The organism is Streptomyces sp. ADI95-16 (assembly GCF_003721495.1).
GTDB lineage: Bacteria > Actinomycetota > Actinomycetes > Streptomycetales > Streptomycetaceae > Streptomyces > Streptomyces goshikiensis.
Window position 1 is genome coordinate 7699594 of the sequence record NZ_CP033581.1, and the last position, 23843, is coordinate 7723436.

Sequence of the window (23843 nt, forward strand, 5' to 3'; positions counted from 1 at the left end):
CTCCTTCCCTTCCTCCCTCCCTTCATCCTCCAGCGAGCACTGACACCCACGGAGTTCGGTCATGACCACCGTAGTTCTGGACGCGCGGGACATAGCCCGCATCATCGGCACCGTCGGCCGGCACGAGGTGATGGACCAGGTCACCGACCGCCTCCTCGCCGCCTTGCGCGCGCTGGCCAAGGGCGAGGCCGGCCACACCCCGGCCAGAGGCGGCTTCACCAGGGAGGCCAACGGCCTGGGCTGCCTGGAGTGGATGCCGCACCACGAACCCGGCAAGAGCGTCACGCTCAAGACCGTCGCCTACTCCCCGGGGAACCCCGAGCACTGCTCGCTGCCCACCATCCTCGGCACCGTCGCCCGCTTCGACGACGTGACCGGCCGCCTGGAGGCCCTCGCCGACGGCGTCGTGCTCACCGCGATCCGCACCGGCGCCGCCTCGGCCGTGGCCAGCCGGCTGCTCGCGCGCCCCGACAGCCGCGTCGTCGGCCTGATCGGCGCGGGCGCCCAGGCCGTGACGCAACTGCACGGCCTCAGCCGGGTCTTCGACATCGCCGAGGTCCTGGTCCACGACGTGGACCCGCGCCACGCCGCGAGCTTCCCGCAGCGGGTGGAGTTCCTCGGCCTCGACGTGCGGATCGCGCCCGCGCAGGAGGTCGTCGCCGCGGCGGACATCCTCTGCACCGCCACCTCGGTCGAGGTCGGGGCCGGCCCGGTCTTCCAGGACGTGGACGTACGGGAACACCTGCACGTCAACGCCATCGGGGCGGACCTGCCCGGCAAGACCGAGCTGCCGAAGGACCTCCTGGAGCGGTCGTTCGTCTGCACCGACCACGTCGAGCAGGCCCTGCGCGAGGGCGAGTGCCAGCAACTCGGCGCGGACGGGATCGGCGCGCACCTGGCGGACCTGTGCGCCGAGCCCGCGCTGGCGCACCCGTACCGGTCGCGCACCACGGTCTTCGACTCCACCGGCTTCGCCCTGGAGGACCACGTCGCCCTGGACGTCCTCCTGGAACTGGGCGCCGAGCTGGGCCTCGGCACCAGGATCGACATCGAGTACCACCCGGCGGACGCCCTGGAGGTCTACCCGCCGCTCCAGGCCGGTGACCGGCTCGTCGGGACCACCGCCGGCTGAGCCCCGGCCCACCGCCCGTGGTCCGCCCCGCCGGGGGCGAGCGCATCCGGGGCCGCGCCGGAGGCAGCGATCGAGAGAAGAGGAATTCCCGTTGAGTGCAAGCCAGTCGGAGGCCACGGCCACGAGCGGGCCGGACGACGAAGCCGCCGGCCAGGACTTCTACGTCTTCCCCGCCTCGCGGGCCCAGAAGCGCATGTACTTCCTCCAGGAACTCGCCGGCGACGCGTCGACCTACCACGTGCCCCTCTTCTACACGCTGACCGGCGCCGTCGACGAAGAGGCACTGCGGGAGGCCGCCCAGGGCCTCGTGGACCGGCACGAGGCCCTGCGCACCCGCTTCGCCGTGCGCGACGGGGAACTGCTGCAACTGGTCAGCCCCGAGAGCCGGGTGGAGTGGCGGGTCGAGGACATCGCCGACGACGACGCGGCCGTCGAGCGGTGGGTGCGCCGCGAGAGCGACCGGCCCTTCGACCTGCTGGCCGGGCCGCTGTTCCGGGTCGCGCTGCTGCGCAGGTCCGCCCGGAAGTCGGTGCTGCTGGTCGACACGCACCACATCGTCACCGACGGCTGGTCCACGGGAATCATCCTCGCGGAACTGTCCCGGGGGTACGCGAGCCGCGTCGCGGGCGCCCCGGACGGCCAGGAGCCCCCGGAGGTGCAGTACGCGGACTACTCCGCGTGGCAGGACGAGTGGCTGGACAGCGCGGCCGCCCACCGCCAGGAACGCTACTGGCAGGAGCGGCTCGCCGGTGAGCTGCCGGTGCTCGACCTGCCCACCCCCCGGCCGCGGCGCCAGGACGCCCCCGTGCCCGCCGCCGCGGGGATCCACGTGTTCCCGCTGCCGGGCCGGGCCGTGGACACCCTGCGCGCCCTGTGCCTGGAGTCCGGCGGCACCCTGTTCATGGGGCTCCTCGCCGCCTTCAACGTGCTGCTGAACCGCTACACGGGGCTCGACGACATCCTCGTCGGCACTCCCATCGCCAACCGCAACCGCGAGGAGTTCGAGAACACCGTCGGACTGTTCGTCAACACCACCGTCTTCCGCTCCGACCTGTCGGCCGATCCGACCTTCCGCGAGCTCCTGGGGCAGGTCCGCGACCGGGTCCTGGAGGCCCAGGACCACCAGGACCTGCCGTTCGAGCGGCTGGTGGAGATGAAGAACCCCGAGCGCGGGGCGGCCGCGTCACCGGTGTTCCAGGTGATGTTCGGGATGAACCGCGCCGGAGACCTGTCCTGGACCCTGCCGGGCGTCGAGGTGGAATGGCTCCCGACCCCCCTGTCCCGGGCCAAGTTCGACCTGCTGCTCGACGCGACCGACGGACCGGAGGGCGTCGAGTGCTCCTTCGAGTACCGCGCCGACCTGTTCGGCGAGCAGACCATCGGCCTCCTGGCCGAGCACTTCGCCGTGCTGGTCGGGAGCATCGCGCGCGGCCCCGACCTGCCCGTCTCCCGGCTGCGCCTGCTCAGCGGTCCCGAACTCGCGCGACAGGCCCCGCCCCCGCCCCCGCCGGAGGGCCGCACGGCCGCCCCGGCCCTGTGCCACGAGCGGTTCGGCCAGTGGGCGGCGCGCACCCCGGACGCGGTCGCGGTGACCGACGGCGACACGCACCTCACCTTCGGCCGGCTGGAGGCCCGCGCCAACCAGCTCGCCCACCACCTGAGGGCCGCCGGGGTCGGGCCGGGGCACCTGGTGGGCCTGAGCGTGAACCGCGGCGCCGACCTGGTCGTCGCGATCCTCGGCATCCTCAAGGCCGGCGGGTGCTACGTCCCCTTCGACCCCGCCTATCCGGCCGAGCGGCTCCGGTTCATGGCCGAGGACTCCGGCGTGAGCACCCTGCTGGCCGGCGAGGGCGTGCCGGTGTGGTGGGACGGGAGCACCGCCCGGGTCGTCGACCTGGCCGCCGAGGCCGCCGCGATCGCCGGGCAGCCGCAGACGGCCCCGGCCGTCGAAGTGACCGGGGACGACCTCGCGTACGTCATCTACACCTCCGGCTCCACCGGCCGGCCCAAGGGCACGCTGATCCCGCACCGCAACATCGCCCGGCTGTTCTCCGCCACCGACCACTGGTTCGGGTTCGGCCCGCAGGACGTGTGGACCCTGTTCCACTCCTACGCCTTCGACTTCTCGGTGTGGGAGCTGTGGGGCGCGCTGGCGCACGGCGGCCGCCTGGTCGTGGTGCCGTACGAGACGAGCCGCGACCCCGAGGCCTTCCACCGGCTGCTGCGCACCGAGCGCGTGACCGTGCTCAACCAGACCCCGTCGGCCTTCTACCAGCTGATGCGGGCCGACCAAGAGGCACAGCCCGCCCCGCCCGCACCACCCGCCCCGCTCGCGCTGCGCCTGGTCGTGTTCGGCGGCGAGGCCCTGGACCTGCCGGCCCTGCGCGACTGGTTCGAGAGGCACGGGGACACGGCCCCGCGGCTCGTCAACATGTACGGGATCACCGAGACGACGGTGCACGTGACCTACCGGCCGATCACCCTGCGCGACCTCGACGAGGGCCGCGGCAGCGTGATCGGCACGCCCATCCCGGACCTGCGGCTGTACGTCCTCGACCGGCACGGACGCGCCGTTCCCACCGGTGTCCCCGGAGAGCTGTACGTCGGCGGGGCCGGGCTCGCGGACGGCTACCTGAACCGCCCGGAGCTGACCGCGGAGCGCTTCGTACCGGCGCCCTTCGCCGACCACGAGGGCGAACGCCTCTACCGCACCGGCGACCTCGTACGCCTCCTGCACGACGGCGACCTGGAGTACTGCGGACGCATCGACCGCCAGGTCAAGCTGCGCGGCTTCCGGATCGAACTCGGCGACATCGAGGCGGCCCTCAGCTCCCACCCGGACGTCGTCGACTCCGTCGTGCTGTTGCGCACCGACGGGGCCGGCCACCCCCAGCTGGCCGCGTACGCGGCCGCGCCGACGAAGGCGAAGGCGACGGCGCCGGACGCGCCCGCCCTGCGCGCCCACCTGGCCGCGCTGCTGCCCGAGCACATGGTCCCCGCCTCGTACACCGTCCTGCCCGCCTTCCCCCTGACCGCCAACGGCAAGGTCGACCGCGCCGCCCTGCCCGAACCGCGCGGCGCCCGGGGTCCGTCCCCGGCGCAGCACGCGGCACCGCGCACCCCCGTCGAGCGCGCGCTCGCCGACATCTGGAGCCGGGTCCTCGGGCAACGGGTCGGCATCGACGACGGCTACTTCGCCCTGGGCGGCGACTCCATCCGCAGCATCCGGCTGCTGGCCCTGGCGCGCGAGGCGGGCCTGGACTTCAAACTCACCGACCTGATGACGCGCCAGACCATCCGGAGCCTGGCGGAGGCCGTCACGCCGACCGCTCCGGGCGAGGAGCCCGAGCGCCGGCGGGAGCCGTTCGCGCTGCTGTCCCCGGCGGACCGCACCCTGCTGCCGGACGGCCTGGACGACGCCTACCCGATGACGCGGACGCAGCTGGGGATGCTGTTCCACAGCGGGCTCTCCGCCGACGGCACGGCCGAGTACCACAACACCTCCACCTACCGCATCCGGGCCCGCTGGGACGTCGCCGCCTGGCGGGCCGCGGTGACCGAGACCATCGGCCGGCACGACATCCTGCGGACCTCGTTCGACCTGCACTCCCTCTCGGAACCGGCGCAGTTGGTGCACCGGGACGTCGAACCACCGATCACCTTCGAGGAGTTGGACCACCTCGGCCCCGAGGCCCGGCGCGCGGCCGTCGAGGCCCGTACCGCGCGGGAGGCCCGGCGGCCCTTCGACTGGCAGCGGGCGCCGCTGATCCGCTTCCACGTCCAGCGCCTGACGGACGACACGCTCCAGCTGTTCATCACCGAGCACCACGCCATCCTGGACGGCTGGAGCGAACGGTCCCTCTTCGCCGAACTCCTGCTGCGCCACGCCGCCGCGCTCGCGGGCACCGGGCGCCCGGACACCACCCCGCCCGCCTCGCGCTTCGCCGACTTCGTGGCGCTGGAGAGCGCCGCGCTCGCCGACCAGGACACCGCGGCGTACTGGGCGGCGGAGCTGGACGGCGCCTCGCTCACCCGGCTCCCTCGGCCGGCGCTGCCCCCGAGCCGCACCGGCCCGGCCGCCATGGGGTTCCACGAATCCCCCCTCGACCCCGAGGTGACCGCCGCCCTCCCGGGACTCGCCGCACGCCTCGGAGTACCCCTGCGCTGCGTGCTGCTCGCCGCCCACCTTCGGGTGCTCAGCCTGCTCAGCGGGACCGACGACGTGGTCACCGGCGTCGTCTACAACGGCCGCGGCGAGGAGCGCGACGCCGACCGGACCCTCGGCGTCTTCCTCAACACCCTCCCGTTCCGGGGCCGTCTCACCGGCGGCAGCTGGACCGAGCTGATCGAGCGGACGGCCCGCCAGGACATCGCCGTCCAGCCCCACCGCCGCTACCCGCTGCCGGAGATCATGCGGCGCACCGGCGGGTCGGAACTGTTCGAGAGCTTCTTCAACTACACCCGCTTCCACGTGGAGAACACCCTCGCCGGGCAGTCCGACGTCGTCGTCCTGGAAGCGGAGGGCTCCGCGCCCACGCACTTCCCCTTCGGCGCGGAATTCGCGGTCGGCAGCGCCGACGAGCACCTCACCCTCGGCCTGCGCTACGACACCGGACAGTTCCACGAGGAGCAGATCGCCGCGTTCCACGGCCACTACGCCGCCGTGCTCGCCGCCATGGCCGGTGACCCCGAGGGACGCCACGAGGACGCGGACCTGCTCCCGGCCGCCGAGCACGAGCGGATCGCCGCGTGGAACGCCACCGCCGTGACCTACGACGGGCCCCACGTCCTGCACGCCCTGATCGGGGAACAGGTGCGCCTGCGGCCCGACGCGCCCGCCGTCCGCCACGAGGGCGAGGAGCTGAGCTACCGCGCCCTCGACGAACGGGCCGGCCGGCTGGCGGGAGCCCTGCGCGCCCAGGGCGTGGCCCGGGGCCACTTCGTCGGCCTCCACATGGAGCGCTCGCTCGACCTCTCCGTCGCCCTGCTCGCCGTCCTCAAGGCCGGGGCCGCGTACGTCCCGCTGGATCCGGACCACCCCGACCTGCGCCTGCGCCAGGTCCTGGGCGCCGCCGGGATCTCCGTGGTCCTCGCGGCCGGACCGGGCGCCTCCCGGCTCGACGAGGTCCCGGGGATCACGGTCGTACGGGCGGAGGCGGGGCAGGACCCGGCCGAGGCCGCCGAGGGCACTCCCGAGCCGGTCCCCGGCGCGCCCGAGGACCCCGCCTACATGATCTTCACCTCGGGTTCGACCGGCACGCCGAAGGGCGTCGTGGTCTCCCACCGGGCCATCTGCAACCGGCTGCTCTGGATGCAGCAGGAGTACGGCCTGGAGGCGGGGGAGCGGGTCCTGCACAAGACCCCGTACACCTTCGACGTATCGGTGTGGGAACTGTTCTGGCCGCTGCTCGCCGGCGCGACGCTGGTGCACGCCCGGCCCGGCGGGCACCGGGACCCCGCCTACCTCGCGCGGCTGGTGGGCGCCGAGCGGATCACCACCGCCCACTTCGTCCCGTCCATGCTCCAGGCGTTCGTCGAGGAGCCCCTGGCCCGCGGGTGCACCGGCCTCACCCGGGTCATCTGCAGCGGTGAAGCGCTCCCGTACGACCTCCAGACCCGCTTCTTCTCGGTCCTCGGGGCCGAGCTGCACAACCTGTACGGCCCCACCGAGGCCGCCGTGGACGTCACCGCCTGGCGCTGCCGGGACGACGGGCGGACCGTGGTGCCGATCGGCCGGCCGATCGCCAACATGCAGACCCACGTCCTCGACCGGCGCGGGCACGCCGTACCGGTCGGCGTCACCGGCGAGCTGCACCTCAGCGGCGTGGGGCTGGCCGACGGCTACCACGGCCGGCCCGACCTGACGGAGCGCGGCTTCATCCGCCACACCGACCGCCGCGGCGTCCGGCGGCGCATGTACCGCACGGGGGACCTGGCCCGCTGGCTGCCGGACGGCACCCTCGAATACCGGGGCCGCACCGACTCCCAGGTCAAGCTCCGGGGATTCCGCATCGAGCTCCAGGAGATCGAGGCCGTCCTCGCCGGGCACCCGGCCGTCGCCGAGTGCGCCGTCGTCCTGCGCCAGGACCGGCTCGTCGGCTACGTCGTCCCGGCCGCCGGCGCCGACCCCGACCCGGCGGACACGGCCGGGTACCTGCGCGAGCGGCTGCCCGCCTACATGGTCCCCGCCGCCTGGACGCGGATCGACGCCATGCCGCTCACCGCCAGCGGCAAGCTCGACCGCAAGGCGCTCCCGGAACCCCCCGCGGCCGCGGCCGCCCGCGCGGACGGCCCCGCGAGCGCGCCCTCGGACGCCCACGAGGAACGGCTGCTGCGCCTGTGGCGGCGGCTGCTCGACGCCGCGGACCTCGGCGTCCACGACGACTTCTTCGCCCTCGGCGGGCACTCGCTCCTGGCCGTGCGCCTGGTCTCCCTGATCAACGCCGAGTTCGGCGGCGAGCTGGGGGTGGCCGCGGTCCTCGAACACCCCACGATCGCCGGCCAGGCGGCGCTGCTGAAGCGGGAGCCGGGCGCGGCGGGCGGCTCCCCGGACCTCGTGACGATGCGCGGCCGGGGGCGCCGGATCCCGCTGTTCCTGGTCCATCCCGTCGGCGGCGGGGTGACCTGCTACCGCGAGGTGAGCGCCGCCCTCGGCGACGAGCAGCCGGTGTACGCGCTGCCCGCACCCGCCCTCGCCGACGGCGGGGCACCGCCCGCCTCGGTCGGGGACCTGGCGGAGCACTGCCTCCGGGCCGTACGCGCGGTACGGCCCGAGGGGCCCTACGCCGTGGGAGGTTGGTCGTTCGGCGGCCTGGTCGCCCACGAGATGGCCTGCCGGCTCGCCGACGAGGGCGAGGACGTCGCACTGCTCGCCATGATCGACAGTGGTTTTCCGCAGGGCGGGCCGCCGCCCGAGGAGCCCGAGCTGCTGAGGGCCTTCGCCGTGGACGTACTGGGTTCCGCCGGCCGGGACCCCGACGCGGCGCTGCCGGCCGACGCGGCCGCGCACGCGCGGGCGGGCCGCGTCGACGAGGCCCTCGACGCGCTCGCCCGCCACCTGGACGCCGGGGCCACGCCGGCCGACGGCGACGCCGACGCCCTCCCCGGCACCCGGCTCGGCCGTCACTACGAGGTGTTCCGCACCAACCTCCGGCTGGCGGCGGCCCACCGGCCCCGCCCCTACACCGGGGCGGTCAGGTTCTACCAGGGAACGGACGGCGCCCGTACCGGTTCCGCCGCGAGCTGGGCGCCCTGGACGCCCGGCCCCGTGGTGCTGCGCGAACTGAGGGCCGATCACTACGACATCGTGCGCGCCCCGCACGTCAAGGCGGTGGCCGACGACCTCGGCGCGGCCCTCGCGGACGCCACGGAGGCCACGGACGCCGCCGACGCGGCCAGGACCTCCCCGACTTCCCACTGACGAACCAGCTGTAGGAGACACCCCCGTGATCGAGCTACGCAGCGACACCTTCACCCTGCCGTCCCCCGCCATGCTCCGCGCGATGGGACAGGCGCGGCTCGGCGACGACGTGTACGGCGAGGATCCGACCGTCAACGCCCTTGAGGCCCGGGCCGCAGACCTGCTCGGCAAGGAGGCCGCCTGCCTCATGCCGAGCGGAACGATGGCGAACCTCGCCTCGATCATGACGCACGCACCCCGCGGGTCGAAGGTCCTGGTCGGAGCCGAGAGCGACATCTACGTCTACGAGGCCGGCGGCGCCTCCGTCTGCGGCGGGGTGGTGTACGAGCCGGTCGCCAACCAGGCCGACGGCCGGCTGGCGCTGGAGGACCTGCGGGCGGGGTTCCCGGACGACCCGGAGGACCCCCAGTTCGCCCTGCCGTCCCTGATCTGCCTGGAGAACACCCAGAACCGCTGCGGCGGCGTGGTGCTGTCCATGGACTACCAGCGCGAGGTGCGCGCGTTCGCCGACGAGCGCGGGGTCGCCGTCCACATGGACGGCGCACGGATCTTCAACGCCGCCGTCGCCCTCGGCAAGCCGGCCGCGGAGATCGTGCGCTACGCGGACTCCGTCCAGTTCTGCCTGTCCAAGGGGCTGTCCGCGCCCATCGGATCGATGGTGGCGGGGGACACGGAGTTCATCCGGGGCGTCCGCCGGGTCCGCAAGATGCTCGGCGGCGGCATGCGCCAGGCGGGCCTCCTCGCGGCCGCGGGCCTCGTCGCGCTCGACGGCGCAGGCCGGCTCGCCGACGACCACGACAACGCCCTGCGGCTGGCCAAGGGGCTGGCCGACACCGTCGGCATCGAGGCCGATCCGGCCGCCGTCCAGACCAACATCGTCATGTTCCGGGTGACGGCCCCCGGGTTCACCTGGCAGACCTTCGCCGACGCCGCGGGGCGCCTCGGGCTCGCCTTGGCCGAACTGGGTCACGGCCGGCTGCGCGCCGTCACCCACTCGGGGGTGACCTCCGACGACGTCGACGCGGCGGTCGCGATCGTCCGGCGCGTCCTGTCCACCGGAGCGGAGGCCTGAGATGACGGCGCACGAAGCGGCACCCACCGCGTCCGAGATGCGCGACGCCCTGCTGCGAAAGCTCCGCGGCGGCAAGCGCGACGCCTTCGCCGCCGGCGCCATCGCGCGGGCACCGCGCACCGGCCCCGTCCCGGCGTCGAGCGCGCAGGAACGCCTGTGGTTCCTGGACGAGCTGTACGGCGCGAACGCCGCCTACAACGTGGCGTTCGCGGTCCGTCTCGACGGCCCGCTGCGACTGGACGTACTGCGGGAGAGCCTCGACCGGCTCGTCGCCCGGCACGAGGCCCTGCGCACCCGCTACACCAAGCGGGGCGAGCGGCTGTTCCAGGACATCGAGCCCGTCCTGACGCTCGACGTCCCCTGCGTCGACCTCTCCGGACTCGACGAGGCCGAGGCCGAGGCGGAGGTGCGGGGGCGGCTGGCCGCCGAGAGCCGCGTCCCTTTCCCCCTGACGACCGAGCCGCTGGTGCGCGCCCGGGTGTACCGGACCTCCGCCACCCGCCACCACCTGTTCGTCAATTTCCACCACAGCATCACCGACGGCTGGTCCGAGGGGATCTTCTTCCGGGAGCTGTGGACCCTGTACGAGGCGGGCGCCGCCGGCCGGGACGCACGCCTGCCCGACGTGCCCCTGCAGTACGCCGACTACGCGGTGTGGGAGCACGGCGCGGGCGCCACCGCCGACGTCGAACGCCAGGTCCGCTACTGGAAGGACCGGCTGGGCGGCGACCTGCCCGTCATGGACCTGCCCGCCGACCGGCCGAGGCCCGCCGTCCCCAGCTTCCGCGGCGCCTCCGTCGCCGTGGACGTGCCCCCGGACCTCTCGCGGGAACTGGACGAGCTGAGCCGCCGCGAAGGGGTCACGCCCTTCGTGGTCCTGCTGACGGCGCTCAACGCCCTGCTCCACCGCTACACGCGCGAGCGGGACGTCGTCGTCGGCACACCGGTCGCCAACCGGACCCGCCCGGAACTCGAAGACACCATCGGGTTCTTCGTGAACACCGTCGCCCTGCGCACGGACCTCTCGGGCACCCCCACCTTCGCGGAACTCCTGCGCCGCACCCGGGACGTCGCGCTGGAAGCGCAGGACCACCAGGAAGCGCCCTTCGCGCGGGTCGTGGAGGAGGTCGCGCCCGGGCGCGACCCCGGGGTCAACCCGCTGTTCCAGGTCCTGTGCAACCACCTGGACTTCCAGGGCGCCTGGCAGGTCGGGGAGGTGACCGCGGAAGTCGTCGACATCGCCGACCAGTCCACCCGGTTCGACCTCGAACTGCACACCGAGAAGCGGGAGTCCGGCTACCTCTGCCGCTTCGTCTTCGCGACCGACCTGTTCGACGAGGCACGGGTACGGCGGATGGCCGACCACTACCTCACCCTGCTGGCCGGGGCGGTGCGCACCCCCGGGCAGCGGGTCGACGAGAGCGCGCTGCTCCCGCCCGGGGAGCGGGAACTGGTCCTGGAGACCTGGAACGACACCGCACGGCCCGTACCGGACCGGACGGTCGTCGAGCTGTTCGAGGAGCAGGCTGCACGGACCCCCGGGGCCACCGCGCTGATCTTCGAGGAGGACTCCCTCTCGTACCGCGAACTCAACGAACGGGCCAACCGGCTCGCCCGCTCGCTGGTCGAACACGGCGCGGGCCCCGAACAGATCGTGGCACTGACCCTGCCGCGCTGCCTCGACACCTTCGTCGCCATGGTGGCCGTCCTCAAGGCCGGCGCCGCCTACCTGCCGGTCGACCCCGACTACCCCGACGAGCGCGTCGCCTACATGCTCACGCACACCCGGCCCGCGCTCGCCCTGACGCACACGGCGCGCCTGGGCGGCCTGCCCGCCACCACCCCGGCGATCCGCCTCGACACCGCCGCGACGGCGAAGGACCTCGCCGCGCGCCCGGCGGGGAACCTGAGCGACGAAGAGCGCGGCGGCCCGCTGCGGGACGCCCACCCCGCGTACCTGATCTACACCTCGGGCTCCACGGGACGGCCCAAGGGCGTCCTCATGCCGCACGGGGGCCTGCGCAACATGCTCGCCGCCCATCGCGCCGCGTTCCCGACCGGGGGCACCGGCACCCGCACCGCCCAGTTCTGCTCCATCGGCTTCGACTTCTCCGTCGAGGAGGTCCTGGCGACCCTGCTCCAGGGCAAGACCCTCGTGGTACCCCTGGACGAGGTCCGCCGCAGCGCGGAACAGCTCGCCCTCTGGATCGAACGCCACCGGGTGAACGAGCTGTTCGCCCCGACCGCCGTCATCGAGGCCCTCTACGAGAGCGCGCGCGAGCAGGGCCTGCCCCTCGACTCCCTCACCGACGTCGTCCAGGGCGGCGAGGGCCTCACCCTCGGCCGGCGGATCCGCGGCTTCCACCGCGCGGGGTCCGGACGGCGCCTGCACAACGTGTACGGTCCCGCCGAGACCCACGGCGTGACCATGTACACGCTCCCCGACGACAGCACGGCCTGGCCGGCGGCCGCACCGCTGGGCAGCCCCATCGGCAACACCCGCGCCTACGTCCTCGACGACCGGCTGCGCCCCGCGCCCGTCGGCGTGACCGGCGAACTGTACCTGGCGGGCCCCTGCCTCGCCCGCGGTTACGCCCACCAGCCCCGGCTGACCGCGGAGCGGTTCGTGGCCTGCCCCTTCGGCGGCCCCGGAGAGCGCATGTACCGCACCGGAGACCTCGCCCAGTGGCAGGAGGGCGGCGTCCTCCAGCTGTTCGGCCGCTCCGACGAACAGGTGAAGATCAGGGGGTTCCGGGTGGAGCCGGGCGAGGTGGAGGCGGTCCTCGCCGCCCACCCCGCCGTGGCCCAGGCGGCGGTGACCGTACGCCAGGACCGGCCCGGCGACAAGTACCTGACGGCCTACGTGACCCCGGCGGACGGGGCGGCCCTGGACCTCGGGACACTGCGCGCCCACCTCGCCGGCCTGCTGCCGGCCTTCATGGTCCCCGCCGCCCTCGTCCGGCTCGACGCCCTGCCGCTCAGCCCGAACGGCAAGCTCGACCGCAAGGCGCTCCCCGCCCCCGACCTGGGCGCGCCCGCCGGCCGAGGCCCGCGCACCGAGGCCGAACGGCTGCTGTGCGGGCTCTTCGGCGAGGTCCTGGGCCGCCCCTGGGAGAACGTCGACGACAGCTTCTTCGCCTTCGGGGGCCACTCCCTGATGGCGACGCGGCTGGTCACCCGCATCCGGACCGAGTGCGGGGTGGAACTGCCGCTGCGCGCCGTGTTCGAGAGCCCGACCGTGGCCGGACTCGCACCCCGCCTCGGCGACCGCGGCGCGGCCCGCCCCGCCCTGGAGCCCGGACCCCGGCCGGACATCGTACCGCTGTCGTACGCACAGCGCCGGCTGTGGTTCCTCAACCGGTTCGAGGACCAGCGCGCGGTCTACAACATGCCCTGGGCGCTGCGGCTCACCGGACCCGTGGACACCACGGCCCTCGAAGCGGCCCTGGCCGATCTCCTGGAGCGGCACGAAAGCCTGCGCACCGTCTACCCGGAGGTCGCGGGGGAGCCGTACCAGCGCATCCTGGCGCCGGAGGAGGCCAGGCCGCCCCTGCTGAGGCACGACGCCGCCGCGGCGGACGGGACACCGGACGGGACACCGGGCGGCCTCGCCGAGGCGGTCGCGCGGGCGGCCGCCGAGGGCTTCGACGTCACCGCGGACCTGCCGCTGCGCGCCCACCTCTTCACCGAGGGGCCGGGGGCGCACGTCCTGCTCATCGTCGTGCACCACATCGCCTGCGACGGCTGGTCGATCGGTCCGCTCTGGCGGGACCTGGGCGCCGCCTACACTGCCCGGTGCGCGGGAGCGGCCCCGAGCCGGGCCCCGCTGCCCGTCCAGTACGCCGACTACGCCCTGTGGCAGCGGCGGATCCTCGGCGCGGCGGACGACCCCCGCAGCGCCCTCGCCCGGCAGACCACGTACTGGAAGGACGCCCTCGCGGGCCTGCCCGACGAGCTGAACCTGCCCACCGACCGGCCGCGCAAGCCGGAGGGCGACCACCGGGGCGGCATGGTCCCCTTCGAGGTGCCCGCCGCGCTGCACCGGCGCCTCGCCTCGCTGGCGGAACGCACCGGCGGCAGCACCTTCATGGTCGTCCAGACCGCCCTCGCGGCCCTGCTGTCCCGGGCGGGCGGCGGCACCGACATCCCGCTCGGAACCCCCCTCGCCGGCCGCACCGACGAGGCCCTCGACGATCTCGTCGGGTTCTTCGTCAACACCCTCGTCCTGCGCACGGACACCTCCGGCGACGCCACCTTCGCGGAACTCCTGAGCCGGACCCGCTCCGGCAGCCTGGCGGCGTACGCGAACCAGGACCTGCCGTTCGACCTGCTGGTGGAGGCCCTCAACCCGGCCCGCTCGGTCAGCCGGCACCCGCTGTTCCAGGTGATGCTCGCCTTCCAGAACAACGCGGGCGGCGAGCTGGAGCTGCCGGGGCTGCGGGTCGAGGACTACCCGTTCGAGCTGCGCCACTCCATGTTCGACCTGCTGTTCAACATCACCGAGCACCGCGACGCCGATGCCGCCCCCGCCGGCCTCGGGGGCTATGTCACCTACCGTCTCGACCTGTTCGACCGCAGCACGGCCGAATGGCTCACCGCGGGCCTGATCCGCATGCTGACCGCCCTCGCGGCCGACCCGGACCAGCGCCCCGGCGACGTGGAACTCCTCGACGCCGAGCAGCGCCGTACGCTCCTGACCGACTGGAACGCCACCGACCGCCCGCTGCCCGACGCGGGCCTCGCGGAACTCGTCGAACTGCAGGCGGCGCGCACGCCCGGGGCCCCCGCCGTCAGCTTCGGCGAACAGACCCTGACCTACGAGGAACTGAGCGCCCGCGCCAACCGCCTCGCCCGCCACCTCGCGGCGACCGGGGTGGGCGCCGAGGACGTCGTCGGCCTGCTGCTGCCGCGCACCCCGGAGCTGGTGGTCGCGGTCCTCGCCGTCCTCAAGGCGGGCGCCGCCTACCTGGCACTGGATCCGGGGCAGCCCACCCCACGCATCGCGTACCTGCTCCGGGACGCCGCGCCGAGGCTGACCCTCACCACCGCACCGCTCGCCGAACGGATCCCGGACGGGTCACCGGCCCGACGGCTGTGCCTCGACGAGCCGGAGGCGGCCGCCGCCGTCGCCGGGCAGCCCGCCGCGGACCTCACCGACGCGGACCGGGCGCGCCCCCTCTCCCCGCTCGACCCGGCGTACCTCGTCTACACCTCCGGCTCGACCGGCCGCCCCAAGGGGGTGCTGATGCCCGGCAGGACCCTGGTCAACCTGCTGACCTGGGAGGGCAGGACCCGGCCGGCGCCGGCCGGCGGACGCACGGCGCAGTTCACCACGCCGAGCTTCGACGTCAGCACCCAGGAGATCCTCGCCACCCTGCTGGACGGCGACACCCTCGTCATCCCGGACATGGACATCCGCGCCGACTTCGCCGCCTTCGTGCGCTGGGTCGACCGGGAGCGGATCACCCGCCTCTACGCGCCGAACGTGGTGATCGAGACGCTCTGCCAGATCGCCGAGGAGGAGGACCTCCGGCTGGCCTCCCTGCGCCGGGTGGTCCAGGCCGGTGAGGCGCTGGTGCTGACGGAGCGCATGCGGCGCTTCTTCGCCGACCGGCCGCGATGCCGCCTGGAGAACCACTACGGACCGGCCGAGACGCACGTCACGACCGGTTTCGCACTGCCGGAGGACACCGCCGCCTGGCCGTACACGGCCCCCATCGGAGGCCCCGTGGACAACACGCGGGTCTACGTCCTCGACGACGGGCTGCGCCTGGTGCCGCCCGGTGTGCCGGGCGAGCTGTACATCGCCGGAGCGGCGCTCGCCCGCGGCTACGCCGGCCGCCCGGGACTGACGGCGGAGCGCTTCGTCGCCTGCCCGTTCGGGCCCCCCGGGGAGCGGATGTACCGCACCGGCGACGTGGTGGCGTGGACCGCGACGGGCCGGCTGGAGTACCGGGGACGCGCCGACGACCAGGTCAAGGTGCGGGGCTTCCGCATCGAACTGGGCGAGGTGGAGGCCACCTTGGCCGGTCACCCCGGGGTGGCCCGGGTCAAGGTGCTCGCCGAGGACCACCCGACGCGGGGCCGGCAGCTCGCGGCCTACGTCGTACCGGCGACGGGGGCGGAGCCGCCGACGGCGCGGGACCTGCGGGAGCACGCCGGCCGCTCGCTCCCCGGCTACATGATCCCGGCGCGCTTCGCCGCCGTGGACGGCTTCCCCTCCTCGCCGAACGGAAAGGTGGACGCCAAGGCCCTGGCGGCGCTGGGCAAGGAGCTGCCCGCGCAGGACGCGCACACGCCCCCGGCGACCGCCGCGGAACGGGCGATCGCCGGGGTGTGGCAGGAACTGCTCGGCACGGAAGGGATCGGCGCGCACGACAACTTCTTCGCGCTGGGCGGCCATTCGCTGCTGGCGACGCAGGCGGTGTCGAAGATCCGTACGGCCCTGGGGGTCCCGCTGTCCATGCGGGAGTTCTTCGCCCACCCGACCGTCGCCGCCCTCGCCCGCGAGGTCGAGGGCCGGTCCGGGGCGCCCGACGCGCCCGACGGCCCCGAGGTGCGCGTCGTACGCCGGACCAGGACCCGCACCACGCTCTGAGCGCCCGCGAGGGGAGGCCCGCCCGGCACCGGCCTCCCCTCGGCTCAGGCGTCCACGGGTCGCCAGGCCGGGCCCTGCCCGTCCTGGCGGACGTGACCGAACACCACGTCGGCGAAGTGGACGCCGAAGCCGATGGTGCCCGGCTCCGCCAGCTCGGCGACGAGGCGGCGGCGGTGTTCGGCGGTCCGGGTGAGGTCGTGGTCGAAGGCCGAGGACCAGTCGGGGTGGTCGATCTGGATCGGCGAGTGGACGGCGTCACCGAAGGTGATCAGGCGCCGTCCGCCGCCGGTGATGACGTACTCGGCGTGCCCGACGGTGTGCCCGGGGGTGATCCGCACGTGCACGCCGGGGAATACCTCCTGCCCCTCCGTGACGGTGCGCACGCGCGGCGCGAGGGCCTCGGCCTGCGCCGTCATGCCCTGGGCCTCCAGCAGGTCGCGCCGGTCCCACTCGGGCTCGGAGACCAGGTACTCGGCGTGGGCGAACACGGGCTCGCAGGCCCAGCCGAGGTGGTCGGAGTGGAGGTGGGTGAAGGCCACGGCTTCGATGTCCTCGGGGCGGCGGCCGAGAGCGGCCAGGTTCTGCGCGAAAGCACCCCCGTGGATCACACCGAGCGGGCCCTCGGGAGCTTCGAGCCGCTGCGGGCCGAAGCCCGCGTCGATCAGCAGCGCGCGGTCGCCGTGCTCCACCAGCAGGCCGCCGACGCTCCCCACGAGGTGACCGGTGGCGTCCAGGTACTCCGGGTGCGCGGCCCACACCTCGTCGGTGGTGTCCTGGAGCAGCTCCAGCGGCCGGAGCCGCACATCGCCGTCTGGCACGTACGACACCTTCGTGTCGCCCAGCCGGATCGAGCGGATACCCGCCGGCCGACGCAGCCGCTCGTCCTGCAACACCGTCAAGTCGGGCATGGGTGCTCCTTTGTGAGGCATCGTCAGATCGTCGCCGCGGGCTCTCCCGGGGCGACGGGGCCAACCATAAGCATCAAGTTCGAATCATTCAAGTTGTAAATATGTTGGCTTGACGGTTTTGCTAGAGTGGTGGCATGACGACGCCCGCGGACGCACAGGCCATCGCCGAGCGACAGCTGTGCGGTCTGGTGAACGGACTGGCCCAGCGGATCGCCGAGCACGTACGGGAGCGGGCCGCCACCCTGGGCCTCACCGCGTCCCAGGCGACCGCGCTGCGGGAGATGAGCGGGCCGATGACCATGAGGGAACTCGCCGAGCGCATGAGCTGCGAGCCCTCGAACACGACCTTCGTCGTGGACAAGCTGGAAGGGCAGGGCCTGGTCGAGCGCCACCCCCACCCCACCGACCGCCGCGCCAAGCACCTCGTCCTCACGGCCGAGGGCGCGGCCCTGCGCGAACGCCTCCTGGGCCTCCTCGTCCTGGACTCCCCGCTGTCCGGCCTCACCCCCCAGGACCAGCGCGTCCTTCACGGCCTGCTGGCTCAGGCCCTCACCGGCTCCTGACCCGATGCCGCCGCGGCGACCGGCGGCTCGCTAGCCGTTCTGGTCAGCGCCGTTGTCGTTCTGGTCGTTGTTGTTGTTGCTGTTGTTCTGGTTGTTGTTCTGGTTCTGGTCGTTCTGGGTCGTCTCGTCCTCGTTCGTCGTCATGCCCTTGAAGCCGCTGCACTCCGTGTGCTGGTTGGCCTGCGTCACGGTGTACCGGGCGTTCTCCACGTTCATCATCTGGAATCCGCCGTTCTCGGCGATGGTGAACGTCCCGCCCGCCGCCGTCGGCGACGACAGGAACGCCTGTCCGGGCGTGAAGCCGCCTCCGGACAGGTGCACCTTCCCGTTCTCGAAGACTCCGGAGATCGAACAGGTGGCCGCCGGGGCGGCGGAGGCCCCGGACCATGCCAGCGCGGCCGGGGCAACGAGGCACGAGCCGGCCATCACAGGGGTGAGCAGCAGCAGACGTATCCGTCGGTTCGACATGCTTCCTCCCGGACGGGGGTGGGGGAGGCGGCTCGGCCGCTCGGCCGTACGGAGTCTGCGCACCGGGCCGCGGAGTATCCGTCCCTCTCATCCTCCCCCGCCCGGGCCGGGGTGTCGATCGGCGTACGGGCGGGGCGGGCCCGGCCGCACGGGCCCGCCCCGCCCCGCTCCGGTCAGTCGTCCAGGGCGTCCAGTACCTCGCCCAGGTCCACGAACTTGAAGCCCGTCGCGGTGCGCGGGCCGTCCTCGGGGCCGTCGTGACCGTCCTGGACCACGAGCAGGCCGCGGGGGAAGGCGCGACCGAGGGGCCGGTTCAGGGCCGCGGCCCCGTCGCACTCCTCCGAGCCGTCGAGGTCCCGCGAGCGCGCGGCGATCCGTACGCCGCCCTCGTACGCGTGGCCGTCCGCGCGCTCGCGGTCGTAGAAGGCGAAGGTGTCGTCGCCCTGGCTCGACGCCATGAGGTAGCCGCCGCCGTGTCCCTCGTCGACGATGGTCAGCCCCTCCACGTCGGCGCTCAGGCGGCGGCCTCCGTAGCCCGGGTCGGCGCCGGCCGCGCACTCCTCGGTCTCCGCGTCGTACACGGCCGGGACACCGTACTCGCGGACCCGGTCCACCAGCACCGGCGCCGAGGTCAGATCGGCCCGCACCCGCCAGATGCCCACGTCCTCCTGGCCGGCGTAGAGGGTGCCGTCGGCGGGGTCGACCACCATGCCCTCGACCTGGGGCCGCTCGCCGGGCTCTCCGCAGGGGGTCCATGACGAGCCGTTCGGCAGCCGGAAGGAGGAGGGCAGGTCCAGGGTCCGCACCAGCCGGTAGCCGACCGTGCCACCGGGGGCGGTGGTCAGTTCGAGCAGCGCGATCCGGGTCTCGTGGCGGCGGCTGACCAGGGCGTAGGAGCGGCCGGTGGCCCGGTCCGTCCAGGTCGCCAGGCCGTACGCGGTGCGCTGGTCGTTGATCTCCTCCTGCGAGGCGGAGAAGACCGGGGGCACGGCCGGCGCGGTGACGTCCGTCAGCGGACCGCCCGGGCGGTCGCGGTCGATGCGGTAGAAGCGGAGCCGGTCGTTTCCGCGGTCGGTGACGACGGCGAGATCCGCCCGCCCGGTCGACAGGCGCGTCCTGTGGACCAGGTCGACGTTGTTGAACCGCCCCGGCGAGTCGCCCGGCCCCGGCCCGCCCGGCGCCGGCAGCGCCTGCACCTGACGCGCCCCGAGGTCGTACACCCGCAGGCCGCCCTCCTTGGCCGTGGCGACGACCAGACTGCGGCCGGGGTCGGCGTCGTTGCGCCAGATGGCGGGGTCGTCGGCGTTGGCGTTGCCGCCCCGCTCGTCGTCGAACAGCGTGGCGGTCTCCGCCACGGGGGTGACGGCGGGCAGTCGGCCGCTCTCGTGGCCGCCCAGCGCCGAAGCGGGGGCGGCCGCGGTGGGGCCGGCGAGGACGGCGAGCGCCGAGGCCAGGGCGAGGGCGGCCGCGGCGGGGCGGGCGGGACGGCGAGGGTGCACCAGGAGTCTCCGGAGGTCGGTCGGACATGTGTGCGGCAATGGCGGCTGAAGACTGGAGCCCCCGCGTTAAGGACTCGTCGTCGCCGGGCGACGGACAGTCGTGCACGACGTGAATACGACGTGCGGGCACGCCGGTTGCGGATCCGCCGGGGTTCCGCCGGGGTTCCGCTCCGGTTCCGCCGCCGGGGCGTGCTCGCGCTCTGACGACCCCGCGCGAGGGCCGCCCGCGCCCGCGGGTACCGTCACAGGTGTGAGATCCCCGTCCTCCCCGATGGACGGAGCAACGAGCGGGTGTGGATGGACGGCATAGAACAGGCGCGGCGGACGGTACTGCGCCCGCGCGGGCTGGTGGACCTGCGTGGACGTGAGGTGCGGGCGGACCGCCTGCACTATCCGCGGGGCGCGGTGGTGGTCGTGTCGGGCCTGCCGGGCAGCGGCAAGAGCACGCTGCTGCGCGCCTGGTCACCCGGTGTCCTGCTGGTCGACCCGCGCGACGTGCGCGAGGCGTACCAGGCCCGGATGCCGGCCCGGCTCCCCTACGCGGTGTACCGGCCGTGGGCCCGCCTCGCCTACGTAAGGCGGCTGCGCGAGGCGCTCGCGACGGGGCAGCCGCTGCTCGTCCACGACTGCGGGAGCCGCCCCTGGATCCGCCGCTGGCTGGCCCGGTCGGCGGCGGGGCAGGGCCGTGAGCTGCACGTGGTGATGCTCGACGTGTCGGCCGCGGACGCGCTCGCCGGCCAGGAGGCGCGCGGCCGGTGGGTACCGGCCAGGGTGTTCGCGCGGCACCACCGGCGACTGGACCGGCTCGTACGACACCTCGGCGCCTCCCCGGAGCCGGCCGAGCAGGGCATCGCACCGGTCCCGGACAGCCTGTCCGAGGCCGCCTCGGTGCTGATGCTCGACCGAGTGCTGCGCGGGCACTTCACCACCATCGGCTTCGACCGGACCCACGAGGCCCCCGCGCCCTCCCTGCCGGCCCCCCGCCCCGAGGCGGCGGGCGGGCCGGCGGCTACAGCGTTTCGCCGGCCGCCTTGTCCAGGAACGTCTGCAGCGCGGCCAGCTGCCGCTCCACCGCCTCGGTGAATTCGATGCCGGCCTTCTTCGTGTCGACGCCCGCGGGGCCCTGGTCGTACCCGTCGGTCGCCAGCTTCCCCACGCGGGAGGAGAGGGCGCCGACCTCTTCCAGGTCCCGCCTGCCGTCCGGCGTCGTCACGAGGCGCACCGTCGTGTACGCCCGCGAGAGGTCGGTGTTGGCGGGCGCGTACTTGTCCTCGAACTGGCGCCGCCGGTCCTCCGCGCTCTTGGCGGGGTCCAGGCTCACTTTCAGCATTTGCGTGGCCTGCTGCACGTACCTGTTGGTGCTGGCCGAGAGGTCGACGTAGGCCTCCCGCCGGATGTCCGCCCGCCGCGCGGCGCCTTCGGCGCGGTGCGTGTCCTTGGCCTCGAAGTAGGCGAGCGTGCTCCCCGTGAGGCCGGCCAAGGCCCCGATCAGCGCTCCCGCGAGCGCGGCGAAGGTGGCTCCCCGCCGGTTCGGCCGCTCACCGGTGGTGTTGCCCGCCCTGTCCTTCTTCTCCGCCATGACGTACTCGTACCGCGGCGGAGCGATCCCGGCACCTGCCACCACCTGTTGGCACGAACGCGCCGTGGGCGCCCGCCGCCGCGCATCGAGCCGCCGCCGCCCGTCGGCGCCGGGCCGTCGTGGTGCCGGCGCCGCCGTGGCGTACGACGGCCCGGCGGCGCGCCCGCGCCGAGGGACGGCTCCGGCTCCTCCCCTCTCACCCGGCGAGGGCGACGAGCCTGCGGTACTCCAGTTGGTCCGCCCTTCTGGCCGTCAGGTGCACCCGGACGTCCGGGAGCAGTTCCTTGAGGGAGTCGTAGCCGGCCGTGTAGGCCTCCTCGTGCGCGGTGGCCGCCGCCGGGACCCACAGGATCAGGAGCCGTTCGCTCCGGCGGGTGCCCTCGGGGCTGGCGAAGGACAGTTCGTGGACGATCAGACGCGGTTCGTCGTCGGGCAGGGCCTGGACCATCTCGTCGTGGGTCAGGTTGCCCTCGACGTCGAGTTCCAGGGCACCGGGATGGTGCGGGTAGCACAGGATCACGGTGTTGATCTCCCGTGTCTCCTTGAGGTGCTGGAGGGCATCGAGGCTCTCTACGGAAAGGGGGGTCGGCTGGTTCACGCGTACCTCGCTTCGCTCATGGCCAGGGCCCCGTGATCAACGACGGGCCCCCGGCGGCGGGCACGGTCGACCCCGCCGGCCCGCCCGCCTGCCCGGCCCCGCCCGCCCGGTCCCGCGCGAGCGGCCCGAGAACAGCCGCATCCGCGCGGGCGTCAATTCAGTGGCGCGCCGTCCGGTGGCATGCCTAAGGTGACACCGCGACCGCGCCCCCGATGCGCTCGGCTGCGGCTACTTCCTTCAGACAACCAAGTGACGCCGCCGCCCCCTTGATCTCGGGTGGCGCGGCCGTCTTCGCTCCGGGCCCGCGAACCCACCGGCCGGGGCCTTTTCCGTACCTCTGGATCCGGGGGGATTCACTGCCTCGTCACACCCCACGCGTCTCGAAGATCTGGTCCGAGATGCTCGTGGCCCCGCACGTCTCGGCGGCCGCCCGCACCCGGCCCGAAGCACGGGTGCACGACCCCACCGCACGGTCCTCCCGCACCTACGAGGGCGGCCCGGCCTTCGTCCGGGAGCCCCGGGACGAGCTGTTTCTGCTGGCCGTCGGCAACTTCGTCTCCCAGCGGACCTTCTACGAGAGCGGCCGCGAGCGCGACGACCGGTACGCCCGCCTCGTGGGCCAGCTCGCCGTCGAGGACCCCGTATGGACGGCCGGCCTGCTGCGCTGGCTGCGCGGCGAGGGCAACATGCGCACGGCGTCCCTCGTGGGCGCCGCCGCCTACGTCAGGGCCCGGCTCACCGCCGGATCGTCCGGGGGCCCGACCAACCGCTCCGTGATCGACTCGGTGCTCCAGCGCGCCGACGAGCCCGGAGAACTGCTCGCCCACTGGACCGCGTCGTACGGGCGCAACGTGCCGCAGCCGGTGAAGCGGGGCATCGCCGACGCCGTGCGCCGGCTGTACTCCTCCCGGTCGCTGCTGAAGTACGACACCCCCTCCAAGACCTTCCGCTTCGGCGACGTGCTCAACCTGGTGCACGCGTCCCCCGACCCCGGCAAGCCCTGGCAGGGCGCGCTCTTCCGGCACGCCCTGGACCGGCGCCACCACCCGGAGAAGGCGGTCGCACCGGCCGGCGACCGGCTGCTCGGCGCACACCGGGCGCTGATGGAGCTGCCGGTGGACGAGCGGCGGGCCGTGGTGACCGGGCCGGGCGGTGCCGAGCGGCTCGCCGCGGCCAGCCTGACCTGGGAGGCCCTGGCGGGCTGGCTCCAGGGGCCGATGGACGCCGCCGTCTGGGAGGCCGTGATCCCCTCGATGGGACCGATGGCACTGCTGCGGAACCTCCGGAACTTCGACGAGGCCGGGATCTCGGACGAGACGGCGGCCCGCGTCGCCGCACGCGTCTCGGACGCCTCCGAGGTCGCCCGGTCCCGGCAGTTCCCCTTCCGCTACCTGGCCGCCCACCGGCACGCGCCGTCGCCGCGCTGGGCGGTCCCGCTGGAACGGGCCCTGGGCCACGCGCTGGCCAACGTACCGGCGCTGCCCGGCCGGACGCTGATCCTGGTGGACCGGTCGGACTCCATGTTCTGGGACACCGTCTCCGAGCGGTCCACCCTGAACCGGGCGGACGCGGCGGCCGTCTTCGGCGCGGCGCTGGCGATGCGCGCCGAACAGGCGGACCTGGTGGAGTTCGGATGGTCCAGCGCGGCGGTGCCCTTCGCCGCCGGGGAACCGGTGCTGGAGGCGCTGAAACGGTTCCACAGCCTTGGCGGCACCCACACCGCGACGGCGGTCCGCGCCCACTACGCGGGGCACGACCGGGTTCTGATCGTCACCGACGAGCAGGCCGCGCACCAAGGCCGGGGCGGCCCGGCGGAACCGGTACCGGCCGAGATCCCGGTCTACACCTGGAACCTGGCGGGGTACCAGCCCGCCCACGCCCCTCAGGGCCCCCACCGGCACACCTTCGGCGGTCTCACGGACGCCGCCTTCCGGATGGTCGGGCTCATCGAGGCGGGCCGCGCCGCTGCCTGGCCGTGGACCGCCGACCCGGAGTGACGAACCCGG

General features: G+C 74.1%; 12 protein-coding genes. 7 read left to right on the forward strand and 5 right to left on the reverse strand.

Features of this window, described 5'->3' with window-relative positions; genetic code table 11:
- The first annotated feature begins 61 nt into the window (after nt 1–61).
- The 4 genes from EES41_RS34280 (at nt 62) to EES41_RS34295 (ending at nt 16222) form a co-directional block, all read left to right on the forward strand.
- Nucleotides 62–1132, forward strand: coding sequence for an ornithine cyclodeaminase family protein (locus tag EES41_RS34280; RefSeq protein WP_073780171.1), 1071 nt, complete (start codon nt 62–64; stop codon nt 1130–1132).
- Between the two features lie 91 nt (nt 1133–1223).
- Nucleotides 1224–8552, forward strand: a complete 7329-nt coding sequence (locus EES41_RS34285) for a non-ribosomal peptide synthetase (RefSeq protein ID WP_123081774.1) — start codon at nt 1224–1226, stop codon at nt 8550–8552.
- 25 nt (nt 8553–8577) lie between these two features.
- Nucleotides 8578–9624, forward strand: coding sequence for a GntG family PLP-dependent aldolase (locus EES41_RS34290; RefSeq protein ID WP_123081775.1), 1047 nt, complete (start codon nt 8578–8580; stop codon nt 9622–9624).
- Nucleotide 9625: 1 nt separating this feature from the next.
- Nucleotides 9626–16222, forward strand: coding sequence for a non-ribosomal peptide synthetase (locus tag EES41_RS34295; RefSeq protein WP_123081776.1), 6597 nt, complete (start codon nt 9626–9628; stop codon nt 16220–16222).
- A gap of 44 nt (nt 16223–16266) precedes the next feature.
- On the opposite strand, the gene EES41_RS34300 is transcribed toward EES41_RS34295, so the two are convergent.
- Nucleotides 16267–17130 (reverse strand): MBL fold metallo-hydrolase, encoded by an 864-nt coding sequence (locus tag EES41_RS34300; RefSeq protein WP_123081777.1) that lies wholly within the window; start codon nt 17128–17130, stop codon nt 16267–16269.
- A gap of 134 nt (nt 17131–17264) precedes the next feature.
- Between EES41_RS34300 and EES41_RS34305 the strand changes: the two genes are divergently transcribed.
- Nucleotides 17265–17693: a MarR family winged helix-turn-helix transcriptional regulator gene (locus EES41_RS34305; protein WP_123081778.1), complete on the forward strand. Its 429-nt coding sequence runs from the start codon at nt 17265–17267 to the stop codon at nt 17691–17693.
- 30 nt (nt 17694–17723) lie between these two features.
- On the opposite strand, the gene EES41_RS34310 is transcribed toward EES41_RS34305, so the two are convergent.
- Together EES41_RS34310 and EES41_RS34315 are read right to left on the reverse strand one after the other, a co-directional pair.
- Nucleotides 17724–18161: a hypothetical protein gene (locus EES41_RS34310; protein WP_123081779.1), complete on the reverse strand. Its 438-nt coding sequence runs from the start codon at nt 18159–18161 to the stop codon at nt 17724–17726.
- A 173-nt stretch (nt 18162–18334) separates the two neighbouring features.
- Nucleotides 18335–19660, reverse strand: a complete 1326-nt coding sequence (locus tag EES41_RS34315; protein ID WP_123081780.1) for a phytase — start codon at nt 19658–19660, stop codon at nt 18335–18337.
- 297 nt (nt 19661–19957) lie between these two features.
- On the opposite strand from EES41_RS34315, the gene EES41_RS34320 reads away from it, so the two are divergent.
- Nucleotides 19958–20743 (forward strand): AAA family ATPase, encoded by a 786-nt coding sequence (locus EES41_RS34320; RefSeq protein WP_254211678.1) that lies wholly within the window; start codon nt 19958–19960, stop codon nt 20741–20743.
- Here EES41_RS34320 and EES41_RS34325 read toward each other — a convergent pair.
- Together EES41_RS34325 and EES41_RS34330 are read right to left on the reverse strand one after the other, a co-directional pair.
- On the reverse strand, nt 20670–21239 hold the full coding sequence (locus tag EES41_RS34325) for a hypothetical protein (RefSeq protein ID WP_164496022.1): 570 nt from the start codon (nt 21237–21239) through the stop codon (nt 20670–20672). The genes EES41_RS34320 and EES41_RS34325 overlap by 74 nt on opposite strands.
- A 196-nt stretch (nt 21240–21435) precedes the next feature.
- Nucleotides 21436–21837, reverse strand: coding sequence for a cofilin family protein (locus EES41_RS34330; RefSeq protein WP_123081783.1), 402 nt, complete (start codon nt 21835–21837; stop codon nt 21436–21438).
- 398 nt (nt 21838–22235) lie between these two features.
- Here EES41_RS34330 and EES41_RS34335 point away from each other — a divergent pair, with 398 nt between their 5' ends.
- Nucleotides 22236–23834 (forward strand): TROVE domain-containing protein, encoded by a 1599-nt coding sequence (locus tag EES41_RS34335; RefSeq protein WP_123081784.1) that lies wholly within the window; start codon nt 22236–22238, stop codon nt 23832–23834.
- The last annotated feature ends 9 nt before the right edge of the window (nt 23835–23843 follow it).